At 65.4% G+C, this 20,707-nt stretch carries 17 protein-coding genes; 10 read left to right on the forward strand and 7 right to left on the reverse strand.

What is annotated here, in order from left to right; translation table 11 throughout:
• The first annotated feature begins 44 nt into the window (after nt 1–44).
• Nucleotides 45–1,355 carry an SMI1/KNR4 family protein gene (locus AX729_RS09900; protein ID WP_061022439.1) on the forward strand — a complete coding sequence of 437 codons (1,311 nt, stop codon included), beginning with the start codon at nt 45–47 and terminating at the stop codon, nt 1,353–1,355.
• A 5-nt stretch (nt 1,356–1,360) separates the two neighbouring features.
• On the opposite strand, the gene AX729_RS09905 is transcribed toward AX729_RS09900, so the two are convergent.
• A complete protein-coding gene (locus tag AX729_RS09905; protein ID WP_061022468.1) occupies nt 1,361–2,476 on the reverse strand; it encodes an FUSC family protein in 1,116 nt (371 codons plus the stop codon).
• 117 nt (nt 2,477–2,593) lie between these two features.
• Between AX729_RS09905 and AX729_RS09910 the strand changes: the two genes are divergently transcribed.
• Nucleotides 2,594–3,961: an MmgE/PrpD family protein gene (locus AX729_RS09910; protein ID WP_061022440.1), complete on the forward strand. Its 1,368-nt coding sequence runs from the start codon at nt 2,594–2,596 to the stop codon at nt 3,959–3,961.
• A gap of 149 nt (nt 3,962–4,110) precedes the next feature.
• On the opposite strand, the gene AX729_RS09915 is transcribed toward AX729_RS09910, so the two are convergent.
• Nucleotides 4,111–5,523 (reverse strand): serine hydrolase domain-containing protein, encoded by a 1,413-nt coding sequence (locus AX729_RS09915; RefSeq protein ID WP_061022441.1) that lies wholly within the window; start codon nt 5,521–5,523, stop codon nt 4,111–4,113.
• A gap of 142 nt (nt 5,524–5,665) precedes the next feature.
• Complete coding sequence (locus AX729_RS09920; RefSeq protein ID WP_061022443.1) at nt 5,666–6,727, reverse strand: helix-turn-helix domain-containing protein; 1,062 nt, start codon at nt 6,725–6,727, stop codon at nt 5,666–5,668.
• Between the two features lie 313 nt (nt 6,728–7,040).
• Here AX729_RS09920 and AX729_RS09925 point away from each other — a divergent pair, with 313 nt between their 5' ends.
• Together AX729_RS09925 and AX729_RS09930 are read left to right on the forward strand one after the other, a co-directional pair.
• Nucleotides 7,041–7,958 carry a pirin family protein gene (locus tag AX729_RS09925; protein ID WP_061022445.1) on the forward strand — a complete coding sequence of 306 codons (918 nt, stop codon included), beginning with the start codon at nt 7,041–7,043 and terminating at the stop codon, nt 7,956–7,958.
• 77 nt (nt 7,959–8,035) lie between these two features.
• A complete protein-coding gene (locus tag AX729_RS09930; protein ID WP_061022469.1) occupies nt 8,036–8,950 on the forward strand; it encodes a phosphoribosylaminoimidazolesuccinocarboxamide synthase in 915 nt (304 codons plus the stop codon).
• A gap of 36 nt (nt 8,951–8,986) precedes the next feature.
• On the opposite strand, the gene AX729_RS09935 is transcribed toward AX729_RS09930, so the two are convergent.
• The 3 genes from AX729_RS09935 to AX729_RS09945 all read right to left on the reverse strand — a co-directional run bounded on the left by AX729_RS09935 (nt 8,987) and on the right by AX729_RS09945 (nt 12,190).
• A complete protein-coding gene (locus tag AX729_RS09935; RefSeq protein ID WP_245325112.1) occupies nt 8,987–10,156 on the reverse strand; it encodes an SbmA/BacA-like family transporter in 1,170 nt (389 codons plus the stop codon).
• Nucleotides 10,157–10,228: 72 nt separating this feature from the next.
• The gene (locus AX729_RS09940) at nt 10,229–11,722 is read right to left on the reverse strand and encodes an NAD-dependent succinate-semialdehyde dehydrogenase (protein ID WP_061022447.1); all 1,494 of its coding nucleotides are present in this window, start codon (nt 11,720–11,722) and stop codon (nt 10,229–10,231) included.
• Between the two features lie 147 nt (nt 11,723–11,869).
• Entirely contained in the window at nt 11,870–12,190 is a 321-nt protein-coding gene (locus tag AX729_RS09945; RefSeq protein WP_061022449.1) for a hypothetical protein, read from the reverse strand.
• 333 nt (nt 12,191–12,523) lie between these two features.
• On the opposite strand from AX729_RS09945, the gene AX729_RS09950 reads away from it, so the two are divergent.
• Together AX729_RS09950 and AX729_RS09955 are read left to right on the forward strand one after the other, a co-directional pair.
• Nucleotides 12,524–13,714, forward strand: a complete 1,191-nt coding sequence (locus tag AX729_RS09950; RefSeq protein ID WP_061022453.1) for a serine hydrolase domain-containing protein — start codon at nt 12,524–12,526, stop codon at nt 13,712–13,714.
• A 137-nt stretch (nt 13,715–13,851) separates the two neighbouring features.
• Complete coding sequence (locus tag AX729_RS09955) at nt 13,852–15,546, forward strand: AMP-binding protein (RefSeq protein ID WP_061022455.1); 1,695 nt, start codon at nt 13,852–13,854, stop codon at nt 15,544–15,546.
• A gap of 129 nt (nt 15,547–15,675) precedes the next feature.
• On the opposite strand, the gene AX729_RS09960 is transcribed toward AX729_RS09955, so the two are convergent.
• Nucleotides 15,676–16,677: an adenosine kinase gene (locus AX729_RS09960; RefSeq protein ID WP_061022457.1), complete on the reverse strand. Its 1,002-nt coding sequence runs from the start codon at nt 16,675–16,677 to the stop codon at nt 15,676–15,678.
• Nucleotides 16,678–16,802: 125 nt separating this feature from the next.
• Between AX729_RS09960 and murJ the strand changes: the two genes are divergently transcribed.
• From murJ to AX729_RS09980, 4 genes are all read left to right on the forward strand, one after another.
• Complete coding sequence (murJ, locus tag AX729_RS09965; protein ID WP_061022458.1) at nt 16,803–18,338, forward strand: murein biosynthesis integral membrane protein MurJ; 1,536 nt, start codon at nt 16,803–16,805, stop codon at nt 18,336–18,338.
• A gap of 110 nt (nt 18,339–18,448) precedes the next feature.
• Nucleotides 18,449–19,501: a tryptophan--tRNA ligase gene (gene trpS, locus AX729_RS09970; protein ID WP_061022460.1), complete on the forward strand. Its 1,053-nt coding sequence runs from the start codon at nt 18,449–18,451 to the stop codon at nt 19,499–19,501.
• A 17-nt stretch (nt 19,502–19,518) separates the two neighbouring features.
• Entirely contained in the window at nt 19,519–19,914 is a 396-nt protein-coding gene (locus AX729_RS09975; protein ID WP_061022462.1) for a hypothetical protein, read from the forward strand.
• Between the two features lie 77 nt (nt 19,915–19,991).
• The gene (locus AX729_RS09980; RefSeq protein ID WP_061022463.1) at nt 19,992–20,486 is read left to right on the forward strand and encodes a universal stress protein; all 495 of its coding nucleotides are present in this window, start codon (nt 19,992–19,994) and stop codon (nt 20,484–20,486) included.
• Nucleotides 20,487–20,707 lie beyond the last annotated feature (221 nt).

Consider the following 20,707-nt stretch of genomic DNA (forward strand, 5'->3'; position numbering starts at 1 on the left):
GAGACGTGGCGCGCCCCGATGTAAGCGGCGCGTTCGGAGGTCGCATGTATCTGGCAAAGTTCTTCCATCGCGCACCCGGCGACGACGACCGCGAGCTGATGCTGATCCCGGGCAGCGAGCCCATGGTGATGGGCGTTCACATGAACTGGAATGGCGAGCCCGGCGAGGATCAATATCTGCGCGAGGAATTTTCCGGCATTGCCGACGCCGCCGCGGCCTTCCGCCGCCATGTCGCCGAACTTGTCGGGGCCGGCTATGTCGAGACGGATCATACCAAGCACTCGCTGCGCGACCTCGGCCCAGATCCGCAGGCCAAGCCGGACTGGCAGAAAGGGCTGGATGAGCTGATGATCCTGGCACTGAGCGCGCCGATGGCCGAGCAGGCAAAGCAGATCGAGGCGCTCAAGGGCACGCCGGCCGAGCGAGAGCCACTCTATCTCTGGCACGCTGCTCGCCGCGATTACGCGGAAGACGATCCGGCCCAGGCGGTGCGTTTTGCCGAACAGGCGCGCGACACGATGCGCGCACGTCGCGCTGCCGGACAGCCGCATTATGCGTGGTCGCTCTACGAGAACGATCTCGAAGGACGTATCCTGGAATTGTTGAGCGATGCCTATCTCGCGGCCGATGATCCCGAGGCCGCGTTGAAGACGATCGAGCATCTGTGCAAGAACGCCCCGAACCATGATCGTATTCTCAAGCGCGCCGAGCTTCTCTGCGGCTTCTTTCCGGAGCGGCGGGAAGAAGCCTTCGACGACGCCTATCAATGGTCCCGCTTCGGCGGCTATGACGATATCTTGGCGTTTCCGGGCTACGAGGAATACGAGGCGCGGCGCAAGGCGGGAACGTCCGCAAAAGGCTGGCGCTGGAAACCGGGCTCCCCCGCGAGCGAGGCCGAATTGAGCGCGGCGGAACAGGCCCTGGGCGCCCGCCTGCCCGATGACTATCGCAATTTCCTGCTGACGCGCGGCGAAACCGAGCTGCTGGTGCGGCTGCCCAAATCATCCTCCGAACTCCGCTTCTACGCGCCGGCCGAGCTGACCACGCAGCTTCGCAACGTCCTCGATTTCATCGCGCATTCCGACGACGAGCTCGAGGAGGCCTGCGCTTATTTCCGAAAAGAGTACGGCGTCTCGCTGAGGCATCTCGTGCCGATCGCCGAACCGTCGCAGCTCAGCCGGTGCCTGCTGCTCCATGTCGAGCCCGGGAAGCGCTATGGCAAGTGTTTTCAGTGGGACCATGACGGTGCGTGGGAGCTCGAACACGAGCAGTCGAGCTTTGACGTCGCGCTGAAGGCGCTGACGGATGGCATCGAGCAGCGCGATGCGACGACGCTCGCCTTCTTCGACCTCTGAAGACTCTATTCCGCCACCCGCGCGGATTTTTCGCTCGACGCTTCCGACCATTCACCGACGACACGGTCGAGGTCGCAAAGATTCTGGTGCATCTGCTCCAGGGAGAAGCCGAGCGCAAAGAAGCGCTCGGCGGTGTCGGCGGGCTGGCCGCGAATCAAGCCGTCGTGACGGACGGCGGCGACCGCCTCGGCGTAATGCTGGAGCGCGACGTGGACGGGATGGATCGGCGGGGCACCGGCGCCTTCGCGCAAGGCCACGGCGGCCGAACGCAGGAAACGCGCGATCACCGTCGAGACTTCCGTCAGCGGAGCTGCGAGCCGCGTCTGCACGTCGGCGGGCAGCGGCACCACGGTGGCGCGACCGATCATCACGACGTCATGGCGCAGCCTCAGGACGGTCCGCAGCAAGGGGCCGGTATCCGGCCCACTCGACAGGCGTGCGGCGCGCTCGCGTTCGGCCTCGGCGCCGATCGCGTTGAGGTTGACCATGGCGGTGCCGATGCCGTCCTGGATCCGGTGCAGCGCGTCGTTGTCCCGGCCGCGCGTGAGAGCCGCGAGCAGCTCTGTGAAGGCATCCGCGATCAATTCGAGCAGCGTCGCCGCGCTGGCGCGGATCTGCCGCACCGCGCGCGAGGGCAACACCAGGAACGAGACCAGCAACCCCGTGACGGCGCCGACCGCGACCTCGCTGACCCGGTCGATCGCCGAGGTCAGGGGATCGGCGTGATGCATGGTCGGAACCAGGAGCACGATCACGGCCGTGACCGTGGCCGCGCTGAGGCTCGGATTGATCGCGGCGATGAAGGCGAGCGGGGCGACGGAGAGCACCAGGAGGCCCAACAGGCCGGCTTCGCTGGAATAAGGGATCAGGATCGCGATGGCGCCGCCATAGACGGCGCCGCCGATGGTGCCGAGCATGTAGTCGCGCGTCGCCTTCAGCGAGCGGCCGACGCTCATCTGGGTCACGATCAGCGAGGTCAGCACGGCCCAGAGCGGCAGCAGCAGGTGCAGCGCGCTGGCGATGGCATAGGCCGCCGTCGCCGCCACGGTGACCCGGATCGCCAGCCCCAGCTGCGTCCGCCGCGACCGGATGTGGTCGAACAGCTCTCTTGCGCCTGTCATGATCAACCTTCCGGTCCTCTCGAGCCAGGCAAAAGCATGGCTGGTGCCCGCCCCCGCAAGGCCGCTTGAAAGGCGAAATCAGCCCGCCTAATTTGCCCGCCAAAACGAGGAAACACGATGGCCCACGAAACCGCAACGCTCGCCGCCTATGTCTTCAATCTGAAATACCAGGATATTCCGGCGGAAGTGCTGGATCGCGCCAAAGTGCTGACGCTGGACTTCCTCGGCAGCGCCATCCGCGCCCGCAGCGAGGCGGAATCGACTCCGTCGATCCTGAAGATGCTGGAGGCGCTCGCGCTCGACACCAAGGGCGAATCCACCGTGTTCGGCGACAGCAAGACCTGGACGCCGGCAGTCGCCGCTCTCCTCAACGGCGCGCTCGGCCATTCCCTCGACTTCGACGACACCCACGCCGATTCCTCGCTGCATCCGAGCGCGCCGGTGGTTCCGGCCGCCTTCGCCGTCGGCGAGATGGTCGGCGCGTCCGGCCGTGACGTGCTGACCGCGATCGTTGCGGGCTATGAGGTCTGCTGCCGGCTCGGCAACGCGCTCGACCCGACCTCGCATTATGCGCGCGGCTTCCACCCGACCGCGACTGCCGGCACCTATGGCGCGGCTGCGGCGGCCGGCAAGCTGTTCGGCCTCAGCGAGAAACAGCTCATCGCCGCCTTCGGCGTCTCCGGCAGCCAAGCCGCGGGTTCGCTGCAATTCTTGGTCAACGGCGCCTGGAACAAGCGCTACCAGGTCGGCGCCGCCGCGATGAACGGCGTGATCGCCGCGACGCTAGCGCGCAACGATTTCGTCGGCGCGACGGAATCGGTCGAGGGCAAGCACGGCCTGCTCGCCGGCTATACCGACGACGCGCATCCGGAGAAGGCGGTCGCCGAGCTCGGCAAGACCTATGAGACGATGAAGATCGGCGTAAAGCCCTATCCGAGCTGCCGCTACACTCATGCCGCGATCGACGCGCTGATCGCGATGCGGCGCGAGCACAATCTGACGCCCGACCAGGTCAAGCGCGTCGAGATCGGGCTGCATCGGAACGGCATTACCCTGACCGGAGATGCCGCGACCAAGCGCCACCCGCGCTCGATCGTCGGCGGCCAGTTCTCGATGTTCTTCACCGGCGCGCTCGCGCTCGACCAGGGCTCGTTCGGCTGGGACGATTACAACCGGCTCGGCGATGCCGCGATCGACGCGCTGGCCGACAAGTTCGACGTGGTGCAGGACGACCGCCTCGAGATCGGCCGCACCCATCCGTTCGGCGCCCGCGTCAGCATCACCACCGACGACGGCGTGCATGAGCGGCTCTATGCCGATCCCTCGGGCGAGCCGACATCCTTCCCGGACACGCAGGCCATGCAGCAGAAATTCCTGACGCTGGCGCGGCCGGTGCTGAACGCGCGGGCGGAGAAATTCGCGGATGCGATCATGACTCTGGAGCGTTTCGACCGCGTGGCCAAGGCTACGGAGCTGGGGCGGTAGGCGATCCATCTTCTCCCCCTCCCGTCCTTACGGGGAGAGGGTTGGGGTGAGGGGCCTCTCTTCGCGGATGAGATCGTCGAGGGACCTGTACCCCCTCACCCGGATTGCTTCGCAATCCGACCTCTCCCCGCAAGCGGGGAGAGGTTGAGCTAATTCACTCCCACCACCTTCCCCTGCTCGCGCGTCGCAGCCACCACATCGCGCACCAGATCGAACACGCCGTCTGCTTCCGGCGGCGCGTTCGGCGAGCGGCCGAGACGAACGATGACCAGCCGCTCCGACGGAATCACGATCGTGTACTGCCCGATGGTGCCCTTGGCGAAGAAGGCATCGCGGGGCCAGCCGTGCTTCACGCGAAAATTTGCGCCAAAACTATCGCCATGGTTGGTCCAGAAGCCTGCGCCGATGCCGACCCAGGCATTCGGCGTAGGCGTAGCCGTGTAGCTCACCCAGCCCTCAGGCAGGATGCGCTTGCCGCCGGCAACGCCGTCGTCGAGATAGAGCTGGCCGAAGCGTGCCCAGTCGCGCGCCGATGCCAGCATCTCGCTCGACCCTTCGATCGTGCCCGAGCCATCGACCTGGAGGACGACACGGCGCATGCCGAGCGGGCCGAACAATTCGCGGCGCGCGAAGCGGAGCGCGTCAGCGGGGCTGCCGCCGACGGCGTTACGGATCAGCTGCGAGAGAATCATGGAATTGCCATCGTGATAGTTCCACGCGGTGCCCGGTGCGGTCTCGAGCGGGATGCTCGCCGCATAGGCGGCCATGTCGGTCTCCACGAACTTCATCCTGTTGACCGGCTCGAACACCGAGCCGAGCGATGCCTGCAACGAGCTGCCGAGCGCCAGCCCCGCGGTGTGACGCAACAACTGATCGACGGTGATGGCATGGCGCGGATCATCGCGATCCTTCCAGGCGGCGACCGGCGCCGGCCCGTCGAGCTTCAGCTTGCCCTGGCGCACCAGCACGCCTGTCAGCGCCGAGATCACCGATTTCGTCATGGAGAAGCCGAGCAGCAGCGTCTCCGGTCCAATGCCGTCAGCATAACGCTCCGCGATGACGCGGCCCGACTTCATCACGACCAAAGCGCGGGTGCGCCGGTAAGGCGGCTGCACGGGCTCGGTGAAGGCGCGGTCGAGCGCGGCGGCAAGCGCGGGGCTTTGCGGCGGCACGATCGCTGGGCCGGCGATCTCGGGCAGCAGCGCGGGCTGCGGCTCGACAGGGGCAATCCCCGCGCCATGGTCGAGCGTGCAGCCGAGCCCCTCGCGATAGACGGCGTGGCTGCGGCCGATGCCGAACAACGTCACCGTGACATCCTTGCGGACGCGATCGACCCGGTAATCCATCGCCCAGGTAATGAGGCCGGTCCCGGGCATCGCATCGATGGTTTCGGTGAAATTGCGACTGGCATCGAGGCCGGAGACGAAGGTCTCGGAGCACAGGACGTCGGCGACGAAGCCAGTCGCGACCTTGGGCATGTCGCGGGCTCGCGCGGCGCCGAGCGCGAGGCCTGCACAGGCTATGATGGTGACGAGTAGGACGGTCTTGCGGCGGCGGGTCACGGGCTATCTCCGGCTGGGGCGGTGCCGACGACGAAGCCTGAGTGGGCAGAGAAGCGCCCGCCGGATTTGAAAATTGCCTGGCTGAAACCGTTCCGAGGCTCGCCGATTCTGAAATTTCGACGCAATTACAAGGCACTGGAATCTAGGCGGCGTTCACCTTCAGCCGCCGATATTCCGTCGGCGTCACGCCCGTGACCGCCTTGAAGGCGCGGTTGAACGGGCCGAGCGACTGGAAGCCGGCATCCATCGCGATGGTGATGACGGGGACCTCGATCTGGGCGGGGTCGGCGAGCGCGGCCTTGGCCTCCTCGATCCGGTGGTTGTTCAGGAACACATTGAAGTTACGGTAGCCGAGCCGCTGGTTGATCAGCCGCCGCAGCCGGTATTCGGGAATCTTGAGCCGGCCCGCCAGCGCGCCGATGGTGATGTTCTCCTGACGATAGATGCGCTCGTCCGCCATCAGGCGCATCAGGGCATCGACGAGTTTCCGGTCGGCACCGTCCTCGATTGCAGCGGCTGGGCTCGGTGCGATCGTCGCCGCCGGCTCCGCCGCGGGCAGAAACAGATCCGCACCGTCGACGCGCATCATCGCATGGGCGATGGCCGCGACGACGCAGGCGAGCACCCCGGCATTGATCGTGTTGGCGACATCGCCTGCGCTGCCGGCAACGAGGATCTGGAGCACGGCGTTCAAGCCGCCATAGAGCGCGGCGGCACACACAATGAAGACGCGAACACGGCGACGACGTTCGACCAGATCGGCCGACCACGAATTGATCGTCTGCGCAACCGCGAGGCCGATGAAGCCGAGCACGATCAGATCGGTCGCGATGACCTGCAAGCGCATGTTCCCGCCAGGCGCGATCCACAGGCACCCGACAAGGCTGAAGGCAGTCACCGCCGCCCAGATTAATCCGTGCCACCATTGCAGGCGAAACTCGTCATCGAACAGCGCGCGCGTGAACAGCCAGAACACCACGATGTTGCCGGTCGAGAGCGCGATCAGCGGTGCATGCCACGCCGGGACCAGCGACGATACGCCGATCGAATAGCTCGCCGCATGCGCGGCCGAGCCGAGCGCGAAGGCCGCGCCGAGCCGGGCGGCGAGGACGTTGCGGAAATCCGCGACGAGTGAGACCGTCAGCACCAGCAGCAGCGCGACGCTGGCGGCGCGAAAGGCGAGCTCGGTGGCGGCAAGGGTCATCGGGTGGCGCGATCGGTCGCAGTTGAAGGCAGCCAAACATCGTTGGTTGCGCCAGGTTTTTCAAGGACCACCCGCAGGCCACGCCTAGAGCCACCTCCGCCGCTGTCATCGCCCGGCTTGACCAAGCGATCCAGTAATCCGAGACAGCAGTGATGAATCGAGAGGCTGCGGCGTACTGGATCGCCGGCTTCGCGGGCGATGACAGCGGAGTATGAGGCCTCATTGCGACACGACGTCCTGTCCGGGCTTTGTCGCGACGACGCTGCAAATTCCTGCTAAGCTCGCGCCCAAGAAAGTCGAAAAGGAGTCCCCCATGAGCTGGCAACCCTCGAACGATCCCGTGCTCGGCGATCCCATGTCCTGCGATGCGCTCGATCTCGTCATCGTGCCGCGGACGCGCGATCTCGGCGATGGTTTCGCGGTGCGTCGCGCGCTGCCGCATGGCAAGCGGCAGATGGTGGGGCCCTTCATCTTCTTCGATCATTTCGGCCCCGTGCAGTTCGTTTCCGGCAAGGGTATGGACGTGCGTCCGCATCCGCATATCGGGCTCGCGACCGTCACCTATCTGTTCGACGGCGCGATCATGCATCGCGACAGCGAGGGCAACGTCCAGGAGATCGCGCCGGGCGCGATGAATCTGATGACGGCCGGCCGCGGCATCGCCCATTCCGAACGCACGCCGGATGCGCAGCGCGCTTCGGGCCAGAAGATGCTCGGCCTGCAAAGCTGGATTGCGCTGCCGGTCGGATCGGAAGAGATCGCGCCGTCGTTCCAGCATTATGCTGCGGGCGACTTGCCGATGATCACCGAACGCGATTTCACCGCACGCGTGATCGCGGGCTCGTCCTTCGGCATCGCCTCGCCCGTCTCGATGGTCTCGCCCTGGTTCTATACCGAGGTCACGGCGGTCGCGGGCGCTACGGTGCCGCTCGATCCTGATCACGAGGAGCGTGCGATCTACGTGGTGGACGGCGAGGTCGAGATCGCGAACGAACGTTACGAAGGACCCCGGCTCCTGATCTTCCGGCCCGGCGACCGTATCACCGTGAAGGCGCTCAAGGCGACGCGGATGATGTTTCTCGGCGGCGACGCGCTGGAGGGCCCACGCCACATCTGGTGGAATTTCGTCTCCTCCAGCAAGGAGCGCATCGAGCAGGCCAAGCAGGACTGGAAAACCGGCCGCTTCGCGGCAGTTCCGCAGGAACACGAGTTCATTCCGCTGCCGGAATAGGCTATCCCGGTGTCCGGCTGCGCCATCCGGCGCGGCCGGATTATTGCCTGAAGCCCTCGCCTGCGAAAGCCATGCCGATGACCACCATGCTCTCCAGCGACCTGCCGCTGCCCAAGATCGGACGCGGCAAGGTGCGCGACATCTACGCCGTCGACGATGACCGCCTGCTGCTCGTCACCACCGACCGCATCAGCGCCTTCGACGTGGTGATGGGCGAGACCATCCCGATGAAGGGCGCGGTGCTGACGCAGATCAGCGCGTTCTGGTTCAATCAGCTCGAAGGCGTGGTGCCGCATCACATGATCAGCGCCGACACGGATGAGATCATCGAGTCCGTGCCGGTGTTGCAACAACATCGCGCCGAGATCCTCGGCCGCGCCATGCTGTGCAAGCGGACCACCGTTTTTCCGATCGAATGCGTGATCCGCGGCTATCTCTCAGGCTCCGCCTGGAAGGAATATGCCGCGAGCGGCACGCTGGCAGGCGAGAAGCTGAAGGCCGGCCTCGTCGAGAGCGAGAAGCTGGAGCCTGCGATCTTCAGCCCGGCGACCAAGGCCGAGAGCGGCCATGACGAGAACATCACGATCGGGCGGATGCGCGAGGTCGTCGGCGACGAGGTCGCCTACACGCTGGAGAGCATGACGCGCGCGATCTACACGCTCGGCGAGGAGCTGGCGCGCGAGCAGGGCATCATCATCGCCGACACCAAGTTCGAGTTCGGCCGTGACAAGGACGGACGCATCATCCTGATCGACGAAGTCATGACGCCGGATTCCTCCCGCTTCTGGGCGGTGGACGCCTACAAGCCCGGCCAGTCGCAGGCGAGCTTCGACAAGCAGCCCTTGCGCGACTATCTCGACGGCGAACGCCGCGCCGGCCGCTGGAACGGCGACGCCCCGCCGCCGCCACTGCCGGCCAGCGTCGTCGAGGCAACCAGCAAACGATATCTGGAAGCCTATCGGCGCGTGACGGGGACGGAGCTGAATATTTAACTAGCACCTTTGTCGTCCCGGCGCGTCGCGCTCGTCTCAAGCGTCCGACGGTGCGGTGCGTTTGTCAGGGATCGATCGACGCCCCGCTTCATCGCCGGGCGCGTGATCCGCATCCAGGGCCAGCAGGAGTTCGGCAACCCGGTTGGCGGAGGCGGTCCATTCCGCAAGCTTGGCGTAATTGTCCGTGAACCAGTTGAACGCGGTCTGGACCACGACGAATGCCGCTGAGGCCTGAACCACTTCGCCCAGCGTCATCGTGCCGCCGAGGTACTTGGGGAGGCAAAGCAGGAGGCCGACGATCGGCGTCACCAGGAGACCCGTGTAAGTAATCAGCGTCATCCGCATCAATTGCCAGCAGTAGATCCGCCAGATGGCGATCACGGCTTTCAAGGCCGCGCCGACGGCATGGCGGTCGTTGATGCCGGCCTCCTGCACCACCTTGCCTTCGCGGGTCTCGCGCACATGCGTTCCGATCGCCCGCAGCTCGGCTTCCATGCGCTTGTTTTCCTCGATGACCCGCGTCAGACGGCCGGCCGTCAGCCAGATGCCTATCACCAGCAGCGCGGAATAGGCGATCACGGCGAGGACGAGGTAACCGGGAATCGCAAAGGCGACACCGTCGAAATCGATTTCAAGGCTGCCACCGACCGACCACAGCACGCCGACGAACGTTGCAATCGTGAGCACCGATTGAAGCAGGCCGGTCGCCAGATCGATCGGGAGGTCCGTCGCGACCTTGGCATCCTCCGCGATGCGATACTCCGGCGCCTCGTGATGTCCCTCGATGGCGCTACGCCTCGGAAGACGATCATCCGCCAGCCAATCGCTATAGAGATGGTTACTCAGCCACGCGCGCCAGGAACGCTGCAGGGTCATGCGCGCCCACACCGACAACACGGTCAAGGCTATGCTCGCCCCCGCCAGCGGCAGAAACCGGAACGCCTGGGACAGAAGTTCCGCCTGGTCCTTCCGGCCAATGGCGTTGAAGAAGTCGCGATTCCAGAAGTTGAGGCCGTATTGCGTCAGGAGCTGCAGGATGACGTTGACGATCAACGCGACCAACAGAAGCCACGCTGTCCACGCCGTTGGTCCGCGCCAATACCCCGAGGCGCTCTGCCAGAAGCGGCCTAAAAGTTGCTTTTCACCCGAAGCGAAAGAGATCCTCGTCAGCATTCGCGAGCCGCAATCTTGCGCGCGCGCCACCATATGATGCCGCCAAAGCAAGACTATGCTGTCTCGCCCGAGGTCTCTTGATCTGCGTCAAAGCGATGCCGGCGGCTACACCCCCGCCATCATCACATATTTGATCTCGACATACTCTTCCATGCCGTGATGGGAGCCTTCGCGCCCGAGGCCGCTCTCCTTGACGCCGCCGAAGGGGGCAACTTCCGTGGTGATGAGGCCGGTGTTGACGCCGACCATGCCCGATTCCAGCGCCTCGGCGACGCGCCAGACGCGGCCGAGATCGCGGGAGTAGAAGTAGGAGGCAAGGCCGAACGGCGAAGCGTTGCACATCGCAATCACATCGGCTTCGTCCTTGAAGCGGATCACCGGTGCGAGCGGGCCGAAGGTTTCCTCCTGCGACACCAGGGAGTCCGGCTTGACGTCGGCCAGCACGGTCGGCTCGAAGAAGGAGCGTCCGAGCTCGCTGCGCTTGCCGCCGGTAACGATCTTTGCGCCGCGCTTCACGGCATCGGCGATGTGCCGCTCGACCTTGTCGACCGCCTTCATGTTGATCAGCGGACCCTGGGTGACGCCGCTCTCGGTGCCGTCGCCGATCTTCATCGCCGCGACCTTCTTCGAAAGCTTCTGCACGAACTCGTCGTAGATCTTGTCCTGGGCGTAGAGGCGGTTGGCGCAGACGCAGGTCTGGCCCATGTTGCGGTATTTCGAGACGATGGCGCCTTCGACCGCGGCGTCGATGTCGGCATCGTCGAACACCACGAACGGCGCATTGCCGCCGAGCTCGAGGCCGAGCCGCTTCACGCCGACCGAGGCCTGCTGGTAGAGGATCTTGCCGACCGCAGTCGAGCCGGTGAAACCGACGAAGCGCACGGCCGGATGCTCGCACAGCACCTTGCCGATCGGGGGCGCGTCACCCGTGACGATGTTGAAGACGCCCTTGGGCACACCGGCCTTCTCGGCCAACGCGGCAAGCGCCAGCGCCGACAGCGGCGTCTCGTTGGCGGGCTTGAGCACCACGGTGCAGCCGGCAGCCAGCGCCGGCGAGACCTTTCGGGTGATCATCGAGTTCGGGAAATTCCACGGCGTGATCGCGCCGCAGACGCCGATCGGCTGCTTGATCGCGAGCAGGCGCGCATCGGGGCGCTGCGTCGGGATGGTCTCGCCATACACGCGGCGAGCTTCTTCCGCGAAAAATTCAATATAGGCGCCGCCGATATCGACCTCGCCGAGCGCCTCGGTGAGCGGCTTGCCCTGCTCGGAGGTGAGGATCAGCGCGAGGTCCTCGCGATTGGCGACGATCAGCTCGAACCATTTGCGCAGGATGTTGGAGCGCTGCTTGGCCGTGTGCTTCGCCCAGGCCGGGAAGGCGCGCTCGGCGGCTTCGACCGCCTTGGTCGTCTCCTCCGCACCAAGCTGCGGGACCTTGGCGAGCTCGACGCCGGTGGCGGGATTGTTGACGGCAAAGACCGGCGTGCCGACCCAGGCGCCGTCGATATAGCAGGCCTCCTTGAGCAGCGACGGGTCCTTCAACCGGTCGCGCAGATTGGACGAGGCTTGCGGAGCGCGTGCGGCGGCGGTCTGGGTCATGGCGTTACTCCCTGGAGCGATCGGATCGGGCCGGAATATAGGGATAGACGGCGCACAATGCACCGCCCGGCAACGCACATCTGCTGGAGCGGCCAGTCCTTCAACTCTCCCCAGCGAGGAGAGATAGCACCGTCGCCGCGGAAAGGATCAGGCCGCGCCGCTCATATAGGTTTCGCGGCGGCCGATCATGCGCTCGGCCGCGGCCTTGGCGTCGGCCTTCGTGGAGGTCGCGCAAGTCCGGTATTCGAGGTCGGGGACATGTGAGGTGTCGCGACGGCCGAACCATGATTTTGAGCCGACCGGCAGCAGCGCCAATGCCTGCGCCAGATTGTCGACCGCGCCGAAGGAATAGAGTGCGCCGGTGCCGGCGATGCGGACCTCGTAGATGCCGGGCGAAATGGGCGCTTCCAGGTTGTCGCCGCGTCCCGGACGGGGATAGCGCTTCCATTCGCTCCAGGTCGAAATCATCTGAGGTCCCCCTTGCCGCCCATCCACGGCCGGCAACATTTGCATGAAGTCTTAATCGGCCATCGGATCAGGCCGGGTGCTGAACGCGGCAGCTCACGAAATGTTTCATGCGCTCGAAACTCACGCCCATCCAAGGCGAGAGCGAAGTCCGTCCATCTACCGCAGATTGTGAGCGAGCGCCGCCGATCAGTCCCTGTTGTCTGCGTGCCTGGGCCCCAGAGCGTCAAGTCACGACATCGCGACCACCGCGGGCATCTGGACACCCCTTGCCGTGCGGGGCGTGCAGTAGGACAATCCATCACTTCCAACAATAATCAAAACGGAGGATTCCCCATGCAAAGCAAAGCCGAGATCGACGAGATTCTGCGCCAGAAGAGCGACGCCAAGGAGATTCCCGGTGTCGTCGCCATGGCCGCCAGCGGTAACGACGTGCTGTATCAGGGCGCGTTCGGCAAGAGTGACCTGTCGAAGCCCGACGCGATGACCGCGGACAGCGTGTTCTGGATCGCCTCGATGACGAAGGCGGTGACCACGGCGGGCGCAATGCAGCTGGTCGAGCAAGGCAAGCTGTCGCTGGATGCGCCGATCGGCGATGTGCTTCCCGACCTCGCCAAGCCGCAGGTGCTCGAAGGCTTCGACGCCAAGGGCGAGGCGAAGCTGCGCCCGGCGAAGGGACCGATCACGCTGCGCCAGCTCATGACCCACACCGCCGGCTTCTGCTACAATATGTGGAACGGCGATCTCGCGGTCTATCTGGACAAGAACGGCATTCCCGCCATCACCACCTGCCAGAACGCGGCGCTGAAGACTCCGATCATGAGCGACCCCGGCACGCGCTGGGAATACGGCACCAACATCGATTTCGTCGGCAAGGCGGTGGAAGCCGTCAGCGGCAAGCGGCTCGACGCTTACCTGCGCGACAACCTGTTCGCCCCGCTCGGCATGAACGACACGGCGTTCAAGATCACCGACGACATGCGCAGGCGCCTCGTCGGCATGCACGCGCGCGGTGAGGACGGCCAGCTGGCATCAATCCCGTTCGAGCTCGAGCAGGAGCCGGAATTCCACATGGGTGGCGGCGGCCTCTATTCGACCGCGGCCGACTACATCAAGTTCACCCAGATGATCCTGAACAAGGGTCGCGGCAATGGCAACCAGGTGCTGAAAGCCGAGACCATCGCGACGATGGGGCAGAACCACATCGGCGACCTCGCCATGGGCAAGATGACGACGGCCGCGCCGATGTACACCAACGACGTCGATCTCTATCCGGAGCAGGTGAAGAAGTGGGGCCTCAGCTTCATGATCAACACCGCCAAGACCGCCGAGGGGCGCAGCGCCGGCAGCCTCGCCTGGGCGGGCCTTGCCAACACCTATTTCTGGATCGACCCTTCGCGCGACGTCACCGGCGTGATCCTGATGCAGCTCTTGCCGTTCGCGGACGCGAAATGCCTGGAGGCGTTCGCGGGCTTCGAGCGCGGGGTCTATGCCGGGCTCGACGCGGGGAGGCAGAAGGCGGCGTGAGAGTGCGGCTCTCACAACCCGTCATGGCCGGGCTTGTCCCGGCCATCCACGTGCAGCCGCAGGCCACAAAGACGGGCATGACGACTGAGAGACTATGCTGGGTAATTTGACGAGAGGATTTCGACTTGGCTGATAATTTGGCGGTTAAGGCGGATAGCTACGTTTGCGGCATCTCGAACGCACCGCTGCTCGGCGACACCATCGGTCGCAGCCTCGACCACGCGGCGCGGCGCTGGGGCGATCGCGAAGCACTGGTTTCGCCCAGTCACGGCGTCAGATGGACCTGGAGAGAATTCGCCGAGCGGGTCGAGGCCCTCGCCGCGGGCTTTCTCGCGCTCGGGCTCGAACGCGGGGAGCGGATCGGCATCTGGTCGCTGAACCGGCCGGAATGGACGCTGACCCAGTTCGCCGCGGCCAAGGCCGGCCTGATCCTGGTGACGATCAATCCGGCCTACCGGCTCAGCGAGCTGGAATTCGCGCTGAAGAAGGTCGGCTGTGCGGCGATCGTCACCGCCACCTCGTTCAAGACCAGCAACTACATGGAGATGCTCAACACGTTGCTCCCGGAGCTGGCGGGCGCCAGGCCCGGACAGTTGCAGGCGGCGCGGTTGCCGGCCTTGCGGATGGTGATCCAGATCGGCGGCCCCGCAGCATCCGGCACGGTCCCGTTCGAAGAGGTCGCGGGCATGGGCCGGGCGGAGCATCGCGAACGGCTTGCCGCGCTCGGCGCCGCCCTGCAATTCGACGACCCCGTCAACATCCAGTTCACCAGCGGCACCACCGGATCACCGAAAGGCGTGACGCTGACCCACCACAACATCCTCAACAACGGCTATTTCACCGGCCGCGCGATGCGCCTGACCGAACAGGATCGCATCTGCATTCCGGTGCCGCTCTATCATTGCTTCGGCATGGTGATGGGCAACCTTGCCTCGGTCACGCTCGGCGCCGCCATGGTCTACCCGGGCGAGGGCTTTGATCCGCTCGCGACGCTACGCGTGGTCGAGCAGGAGAAGTGCACGGCGCTCTACGGCGTGCCGACCATGTTCATCGCCGAACTCGATCACCCCGAGTTCAAGAATTTCGATCTGAAATCGCTGCGCACCGGTATCATGGCCGGCGCGCCTTGCCCGATCGAGGTCATGAAGCGGGTCAACACCGAGATGAACATGCGCGAGGTCACGATCGCCTATGGCATGACCGAGACCAGTCCCGTCAGCTTCCAGAGCGCAGTGGACGACCCGCTGGAGCGCCGCGTCTCCACGGTCGGAAGAATCCATCCGCATGTGGAGGTCAAGATCGTCGATCTCGAGGGAAAGATCGTCAAGCGCGGCGAACGCGGCGAGCTCTGCACCCGCGGCTACAGCGTCATGCTGGGCTATTGGGAGGAGAAGGAAAAGACGGCCGACGTGCTCGATGCCAATGGCTGGATGCACACCGGCGACCTCGCCATCATCGACGACGAGGGCTACTGCAACATCGTCGGCCGCATCAAGGACATGGTGATCCGCGGCGGTGAGAACCTCTACCCGCGCGAGATCGAGGAGTTCTTGTACCGTCACCCCAAGATCCAGGATGTGCAGATTTTCGGCGTCGCCGACACCCGCTACGGCGAGGAGCTCTGCGCCTGGATCCGCGTCAGGCCGGGCGAGACGTTGACGACCGAGGAGGTCCGCGCCTTCTGCGACGGCCAAATCGCCCACAACAAGATCCCGCGCTACGTCGAGTTCGTTCACGACTTCCCGATGACGGTGACGGGAAAGATCCAGAAATTCGTGATGCGCGAGGAAGTCGAGCAGCGGCTGGGATTGAAGGCGGCGAAGACGGCGTGAGGGGCGCACACTGCCGCCACAAACTCGTCATTGCGAGCGTAGCGAAGCAATCCAGTCTGCCTCCGCGGAGAGAGCCTGGATTGCTTCGTCGCAAGAGCTCCTCGCAATGACGGAGGAGAGAGACGAGCCTTAACCCGTCAGCCCGCGCTGCTGCGCCAGCTCCTTCAGCGAGACCTGCGGGCGCGCGCCGATGTGCTGGATCACTTCGGCGGCGGCGAGCGCGCCGAGCTCGCCGCACTGCTTGTAGGCGAGATTGCGCGCGAGGCCATACAGGAAGCCGGCGGCGAAGAGATCGCCGGCGCCGGTGGTGTCGACCACCTTTTCGACCGGGAATGCCGGTGCGGCAACGGCGTCTTCCACCGAGACCACCATGCAGCCCTTCTCGCTGCGGGTGACGACGCCGAGATTGACGTCGTTGCGCAGCTGCTTCAGCGCGCCGTCAAAGTCCGAGGTCATGTAGAGCGAATGCAGCTCGGATTCGTTGGCGAACACGATGTCGACGGTGCCGTTGCGCATCAGCGAGAGAAACTCTTCGCGATAGCGGTCGACGCAAAAGGAATCCGACAGCGTCAGCGCCACCTTGCGCCTGGCGTCATGGGCGATCTTGGCCGCCTTGACGAAGGCGTCCTTGGCGTTCTTGGGGTCCCAGAGATAACCCTCGAGATAGACGATGCCGGCAGAAGCGATCTCGGCCGGGTCGATGTCGGTCGGCGACAGGTCCTGCGCCGCGCCGAGATAGGTGTTCATGGTGCGCTCGCCATCATCCGTCACCAGGATGTAGGAGCAGCCGGTGGCGGGGCCGTCCGTGGCGGCGGGCGTGTTGAAGGCGACGCCGGCGGCGCGGATGTCGTGGACGTAGAGCTTGCCGATCTGGTCGTCCTTGACCTTGCCGACATAGGCGGCGCGCGCACCCAGGCTGCCGATGCCGACGATGGTGTTGGCGGCCGAGCCGCCCGAGACTTCCGTGGCCGGGCCCATCTCCTTGTAGATGGCGGCCGCCCGCGCCTCGTCGATCAGCGACATGCTGCCCTTGGCCATGCCGTGCCTGGCCAGAAAGGCCTCGTCGGTCCTGACCAGCACGTCGAACAGCGCGTTGCCGATGCCGAGAACGTCATATTTCACGTCAGCCATTCACCTTGATCCTGTTTGCCGGATTGCGATCCCTGCGGAAATCCGCTTCCTGTCGGCCTGAAATCTGGCTCGCGGCCTATCACGACCGGGCCGGCGCGGGCAAGCAACGGTATTCTCGAGAGCCAATGATCCGCTCCTTTCTCACCGTCTCGACGGGAACATTGGCCTCGCGGCTGCTGGGTTTTGCCCGCGATTCCCTGATCGCGGCGCTGCTCGGCACCGGCGCCGTGGCGGATGCGTTTCTGGCGGCGTTTCAGCTCGTCAACGTGGTGCGGCGGCTGCTCAGCGAGGGGGCGCTGAACGCGGCGCTGATCCCGGCCTGGCTGCGCATCAGGGACCGCGACGGGGCGACGGCCGCGGCGGCGTTCGCCGGACGCGTGCTCGGCACGGTCAGCGCGGCCCTGATCGCGATCTCGATGGTCATCGCGCTTCTGATGCCGCTGGTCATCACGGTCATCGCGCCGGGATTCCTTGGCAGCGGTACGCTCGATCGCGCGGTTGAGTACGCGCGGCTGATGCTGCCCTACCTCGCCTTCGCTGGTCCCGTCACCGTGCTGATGGGACTGCTCAATGCGCAGGGCCGTTTCGCACTGACGGCGTTCTCGCCGCTGCTGTTCAACATCGCGCTGATTGTCGCGATCGCCGTGCTGCTCGTCTGGCATGCGGACGCCAGCTTCGCTGCGTGGATCCTGGCGGGCACCGTCGGTATCGCCGGCCTGCTGCAACTCCTGATGCTGCTGTCGCAGCGAAGCGCGCATCTTGCGACGCCGCTGCGCGCCAGTTTCGGCAAGGAGATGCGTGGCTTCTTCGCCAAGGCGATCCCCGGCATGATCGCCAGCTCGGGACCGCAATGGCTGATGGTGGCGGGCGCGATCATCGCCTCGGCGACGCCTTCCGCGGTGTCCTGGCTCTATTTCGCGAACCGCCTGATCGAGCTGCCGCTCGGCATCGTCGGCGTCGCCATGGGAACGGTGCTGGTGCCGGAGCTGACGCGCGCAGTGACCAGCGGCGATCGCGATGCCGTGGCGCATGCCGAATCGCGCGCGCTGGAGCTTGCAGCCGGGCTGGCGCTGCCGGCCACCCTCGGCCTGATCGTGCTGGCCGAGCCGATCGTACGGCTGCTGTTCGAGCATGGCGCGTTCGGCGCGGAGGACAGCGCGGCGACAGCGCATGCGTTGATGTGGCTGGCACTGGGCCTGCCGGCGCATGTGCTGATCAAGGCGTTGTCGCCGGCCTTCTATGCCCGCAGCGACACCATGACGCCGCTGCTCGCCACCGCCCAAGGCTTCGTGGTCGCCGTCGTGCTTGCCGTCCTGCTCGGCTATCTCTTCGGCACGAGCGGGATCGCCGCAAGCATCGCGGCCGGCGCCTGGAGCAGCGCGCTTTCGCTGCTCCGCAAGGGCACGCGCGAGTTCGGCTTCTCGGTCGACGCGAGCGCCCGCAAGCGGCTGCCGCGGATCGTGCTCGCTGCCACTGCCATGGGCACTCTGCTCTGGCTGACTTCAGGCCTCGTGGCGGCCGGGGCGCATGGATTCATCGATTTCATCATGCTCGGCGCGCAGATCGCGGCCGGAATCGCCGTCTATGGCCTGCTGCTGCAGATCCTCGGAGCGGCATCCTGGCGCGAAGCGGCTGACGCCCTGAAACGGCCCGCTCATTAGAGTGCGCGCCGACGGCTCTTCACCTCTCCCATCGGGAGAGGTGGAATTGCCCTTGACGGGGCAGCGCCGCTGTTGGAAACGACGGCCAAATACCTATGAGAAGGCTGACCATGGCATTCGTTGAACGGGTCTTTTCGGGCGTCCAGCCGACGGGCAATCTGCACCTCGGCAACTATCTCGGCGCGATCGTCAACTTCGTGAAGATGCAGGAAACCCACAGCTGCATTTATTGCGTCGTCGACATGCACGCGATCACGCAAGGCGTCGACGTCTGGGGCGGCCCGGCTGAGCTAACCCGCAGCACCCGCGAGGTGACCGCGGCCTTCATCGCTGCCGGCATCGATCCCAAGAAGCACATCGTGTTCAACCAGAGCCAGGTCTCGGGCCATGCCGAGCTCGCCTGGATCTTCAACTGCGTCGCGCGGATGGGCTGGCTCGGCCGCATGACCCAGTTCAAGGAGAAGGCCGGCAAGGACCGCGAGAACGCCTCCGTGGGCCTGTTCGACTATCCCGTGCTGATGGCCGCCGACATCCTGCTGTACCGCGCCACCCACGTTCCGGTCGGCGAGGACCAGAAGCAGCATCTGGAGCTCTCCCGCGACATCGCGCAGAAGTTCAACAACGATTTCGGCGACTCGATTCGCGCACAGGGCGCCAATGACGGCCTGTTCTTCCCGCTGCCGGAACCCTTGATCACGGGCCCGGCGACGCGCGTGATGAGCCTGCGCGACGGCACCAAGAAGATGTCGAAGTCGGATGCGTCCGACAATTCGCGCATCAATCTCACCGACGACGCCGACACCATCGCGCAGAAGATCCGCAAGGCCAAGACCGATCCGGAGCCTCTGCCGACGGAGGAAAAGGGCCTGGAATCCCGCCCCGAAGCCGACAATCTCGTCGGCATCTTCGCCGCGCTCTCCGGCCGCTCCAAGGCCGAGGTGCTCCGCGATTTCGGCGGCGGCCAGTTCTCCAGCTTCAAGAACGCGCTGGCGGAGCTGTGCGTCACCAAGCTCGCGCCGATCGCCGGCGAGATGAAGCGCCTCGTCGCCGACCCCGGCCATATCGACGCGATCCTGAACGAGGGGGCCGACCGGGCGCGCACCATCGCCGACGAGACCATGAAGCTCTCCAAGGACATCGTCGGCTTCATCCGCCGGCGCTAGATCGAAGGAACGGATCGATGAGAACGCCAGACCTTCACAGAGACGGCTGGCGCCTCGACGACGGCGAGCAGCGGCATCGCGAAGCCCCTGCGACCTTTCAGATTCCGGACCTGGCCGTCCGCAAGCTGCTTCGCGTGGGCGACTACGCCAAGCTGATCTTCGAAATGACCGTTGAGGCCGATGAGTACCCGGCCGTCGAACGGATGTGGGTCATCATCCGCGAACGCACGCCAGATGGGTATGTCGGCATGCTGGACAATGAACCGAATTCCATTGCCGAAAATGATCAATTTTGGCTCGGAACCGAGCTGCCATTCGAGTATCGCCACATCATTTCGGTCAGGCCCGGCAGCGAAGAAAGTGTTGCCGCCGCGAAGGCGCCGGTGCCGATCCCCTGGGATCGTTCAGCCTAAGCCGAGATCGCCGACGCCCGCTTGTCGAAAGCAGCAACGGCGTGGCAGCATGCGGCCATGCACTCGCCGGGACATGCATGACCAGCAAGCGACTTTGCTTCGAGCCGGCTCACAAGCCCAAATGCCTCGTCGTCGTCGACGACACCGCTGAATGGGATCGCGCCGTCTACTACGCCAGCCGCTGGGCGATCCGCGCCGGCGGCGGCGTGGTGATGCTGCGCATCATCGAGCCCGAGCAGCAGAGCCAGGAATGGCTTGGGGTCGCCGACATCATGCGGGCCGAGGCGCAGGAGGCGGCCGAGGCCGCGCTCGACCGCGCCGCTGGCCGCGCCAATGGCATCGCCGCGATCACGCCGGAACGGGTGATCCGGGAAGGCGCGGCGATGGAACAGCTGCTCGCTGTCATCGACGAGGACCCCGACATCGCCATGCTGGTGCTTGCCGCCAATCCCGGCGCGGAGGGTCCGGGACCGCTGGTGTCGCTGCTCGCGCACGAGCTGGGCACGTTTCCGATACCGGTGACCATCATCTCGGGCGCGCTGAGCGACGAAAGCGTGGATTCGCTGTCGTAGGTCCTTACCCTCCCTGGAGGGACCCTGGAGGGGAAGGGTCGACTCACATCTGAGCGCAGCGAAGATGAGAGACGGGTGGGGTGACGGTCTCTCCCCATCCAACAATGCCCGTGTGGAGAGATCACCCCACCCCGGCGCTTCGCGCCGACCCTCCCACTCCAGGGGGAGGGCTATCGCATTTGAGAGCCTTTCCCTGCGGTCATCCTTCGAGACGCCCGCCT

It is taken from the genome of Bradyrhizobium sp. CCH5-F6, assembly GCF_001556045.1.
Classification (GTDB): Bacteria; Pseudomonadota; Alphaproteobacteria; order Rhizobiales; family Xanthobacteraceae; genus Bradyrhizobium.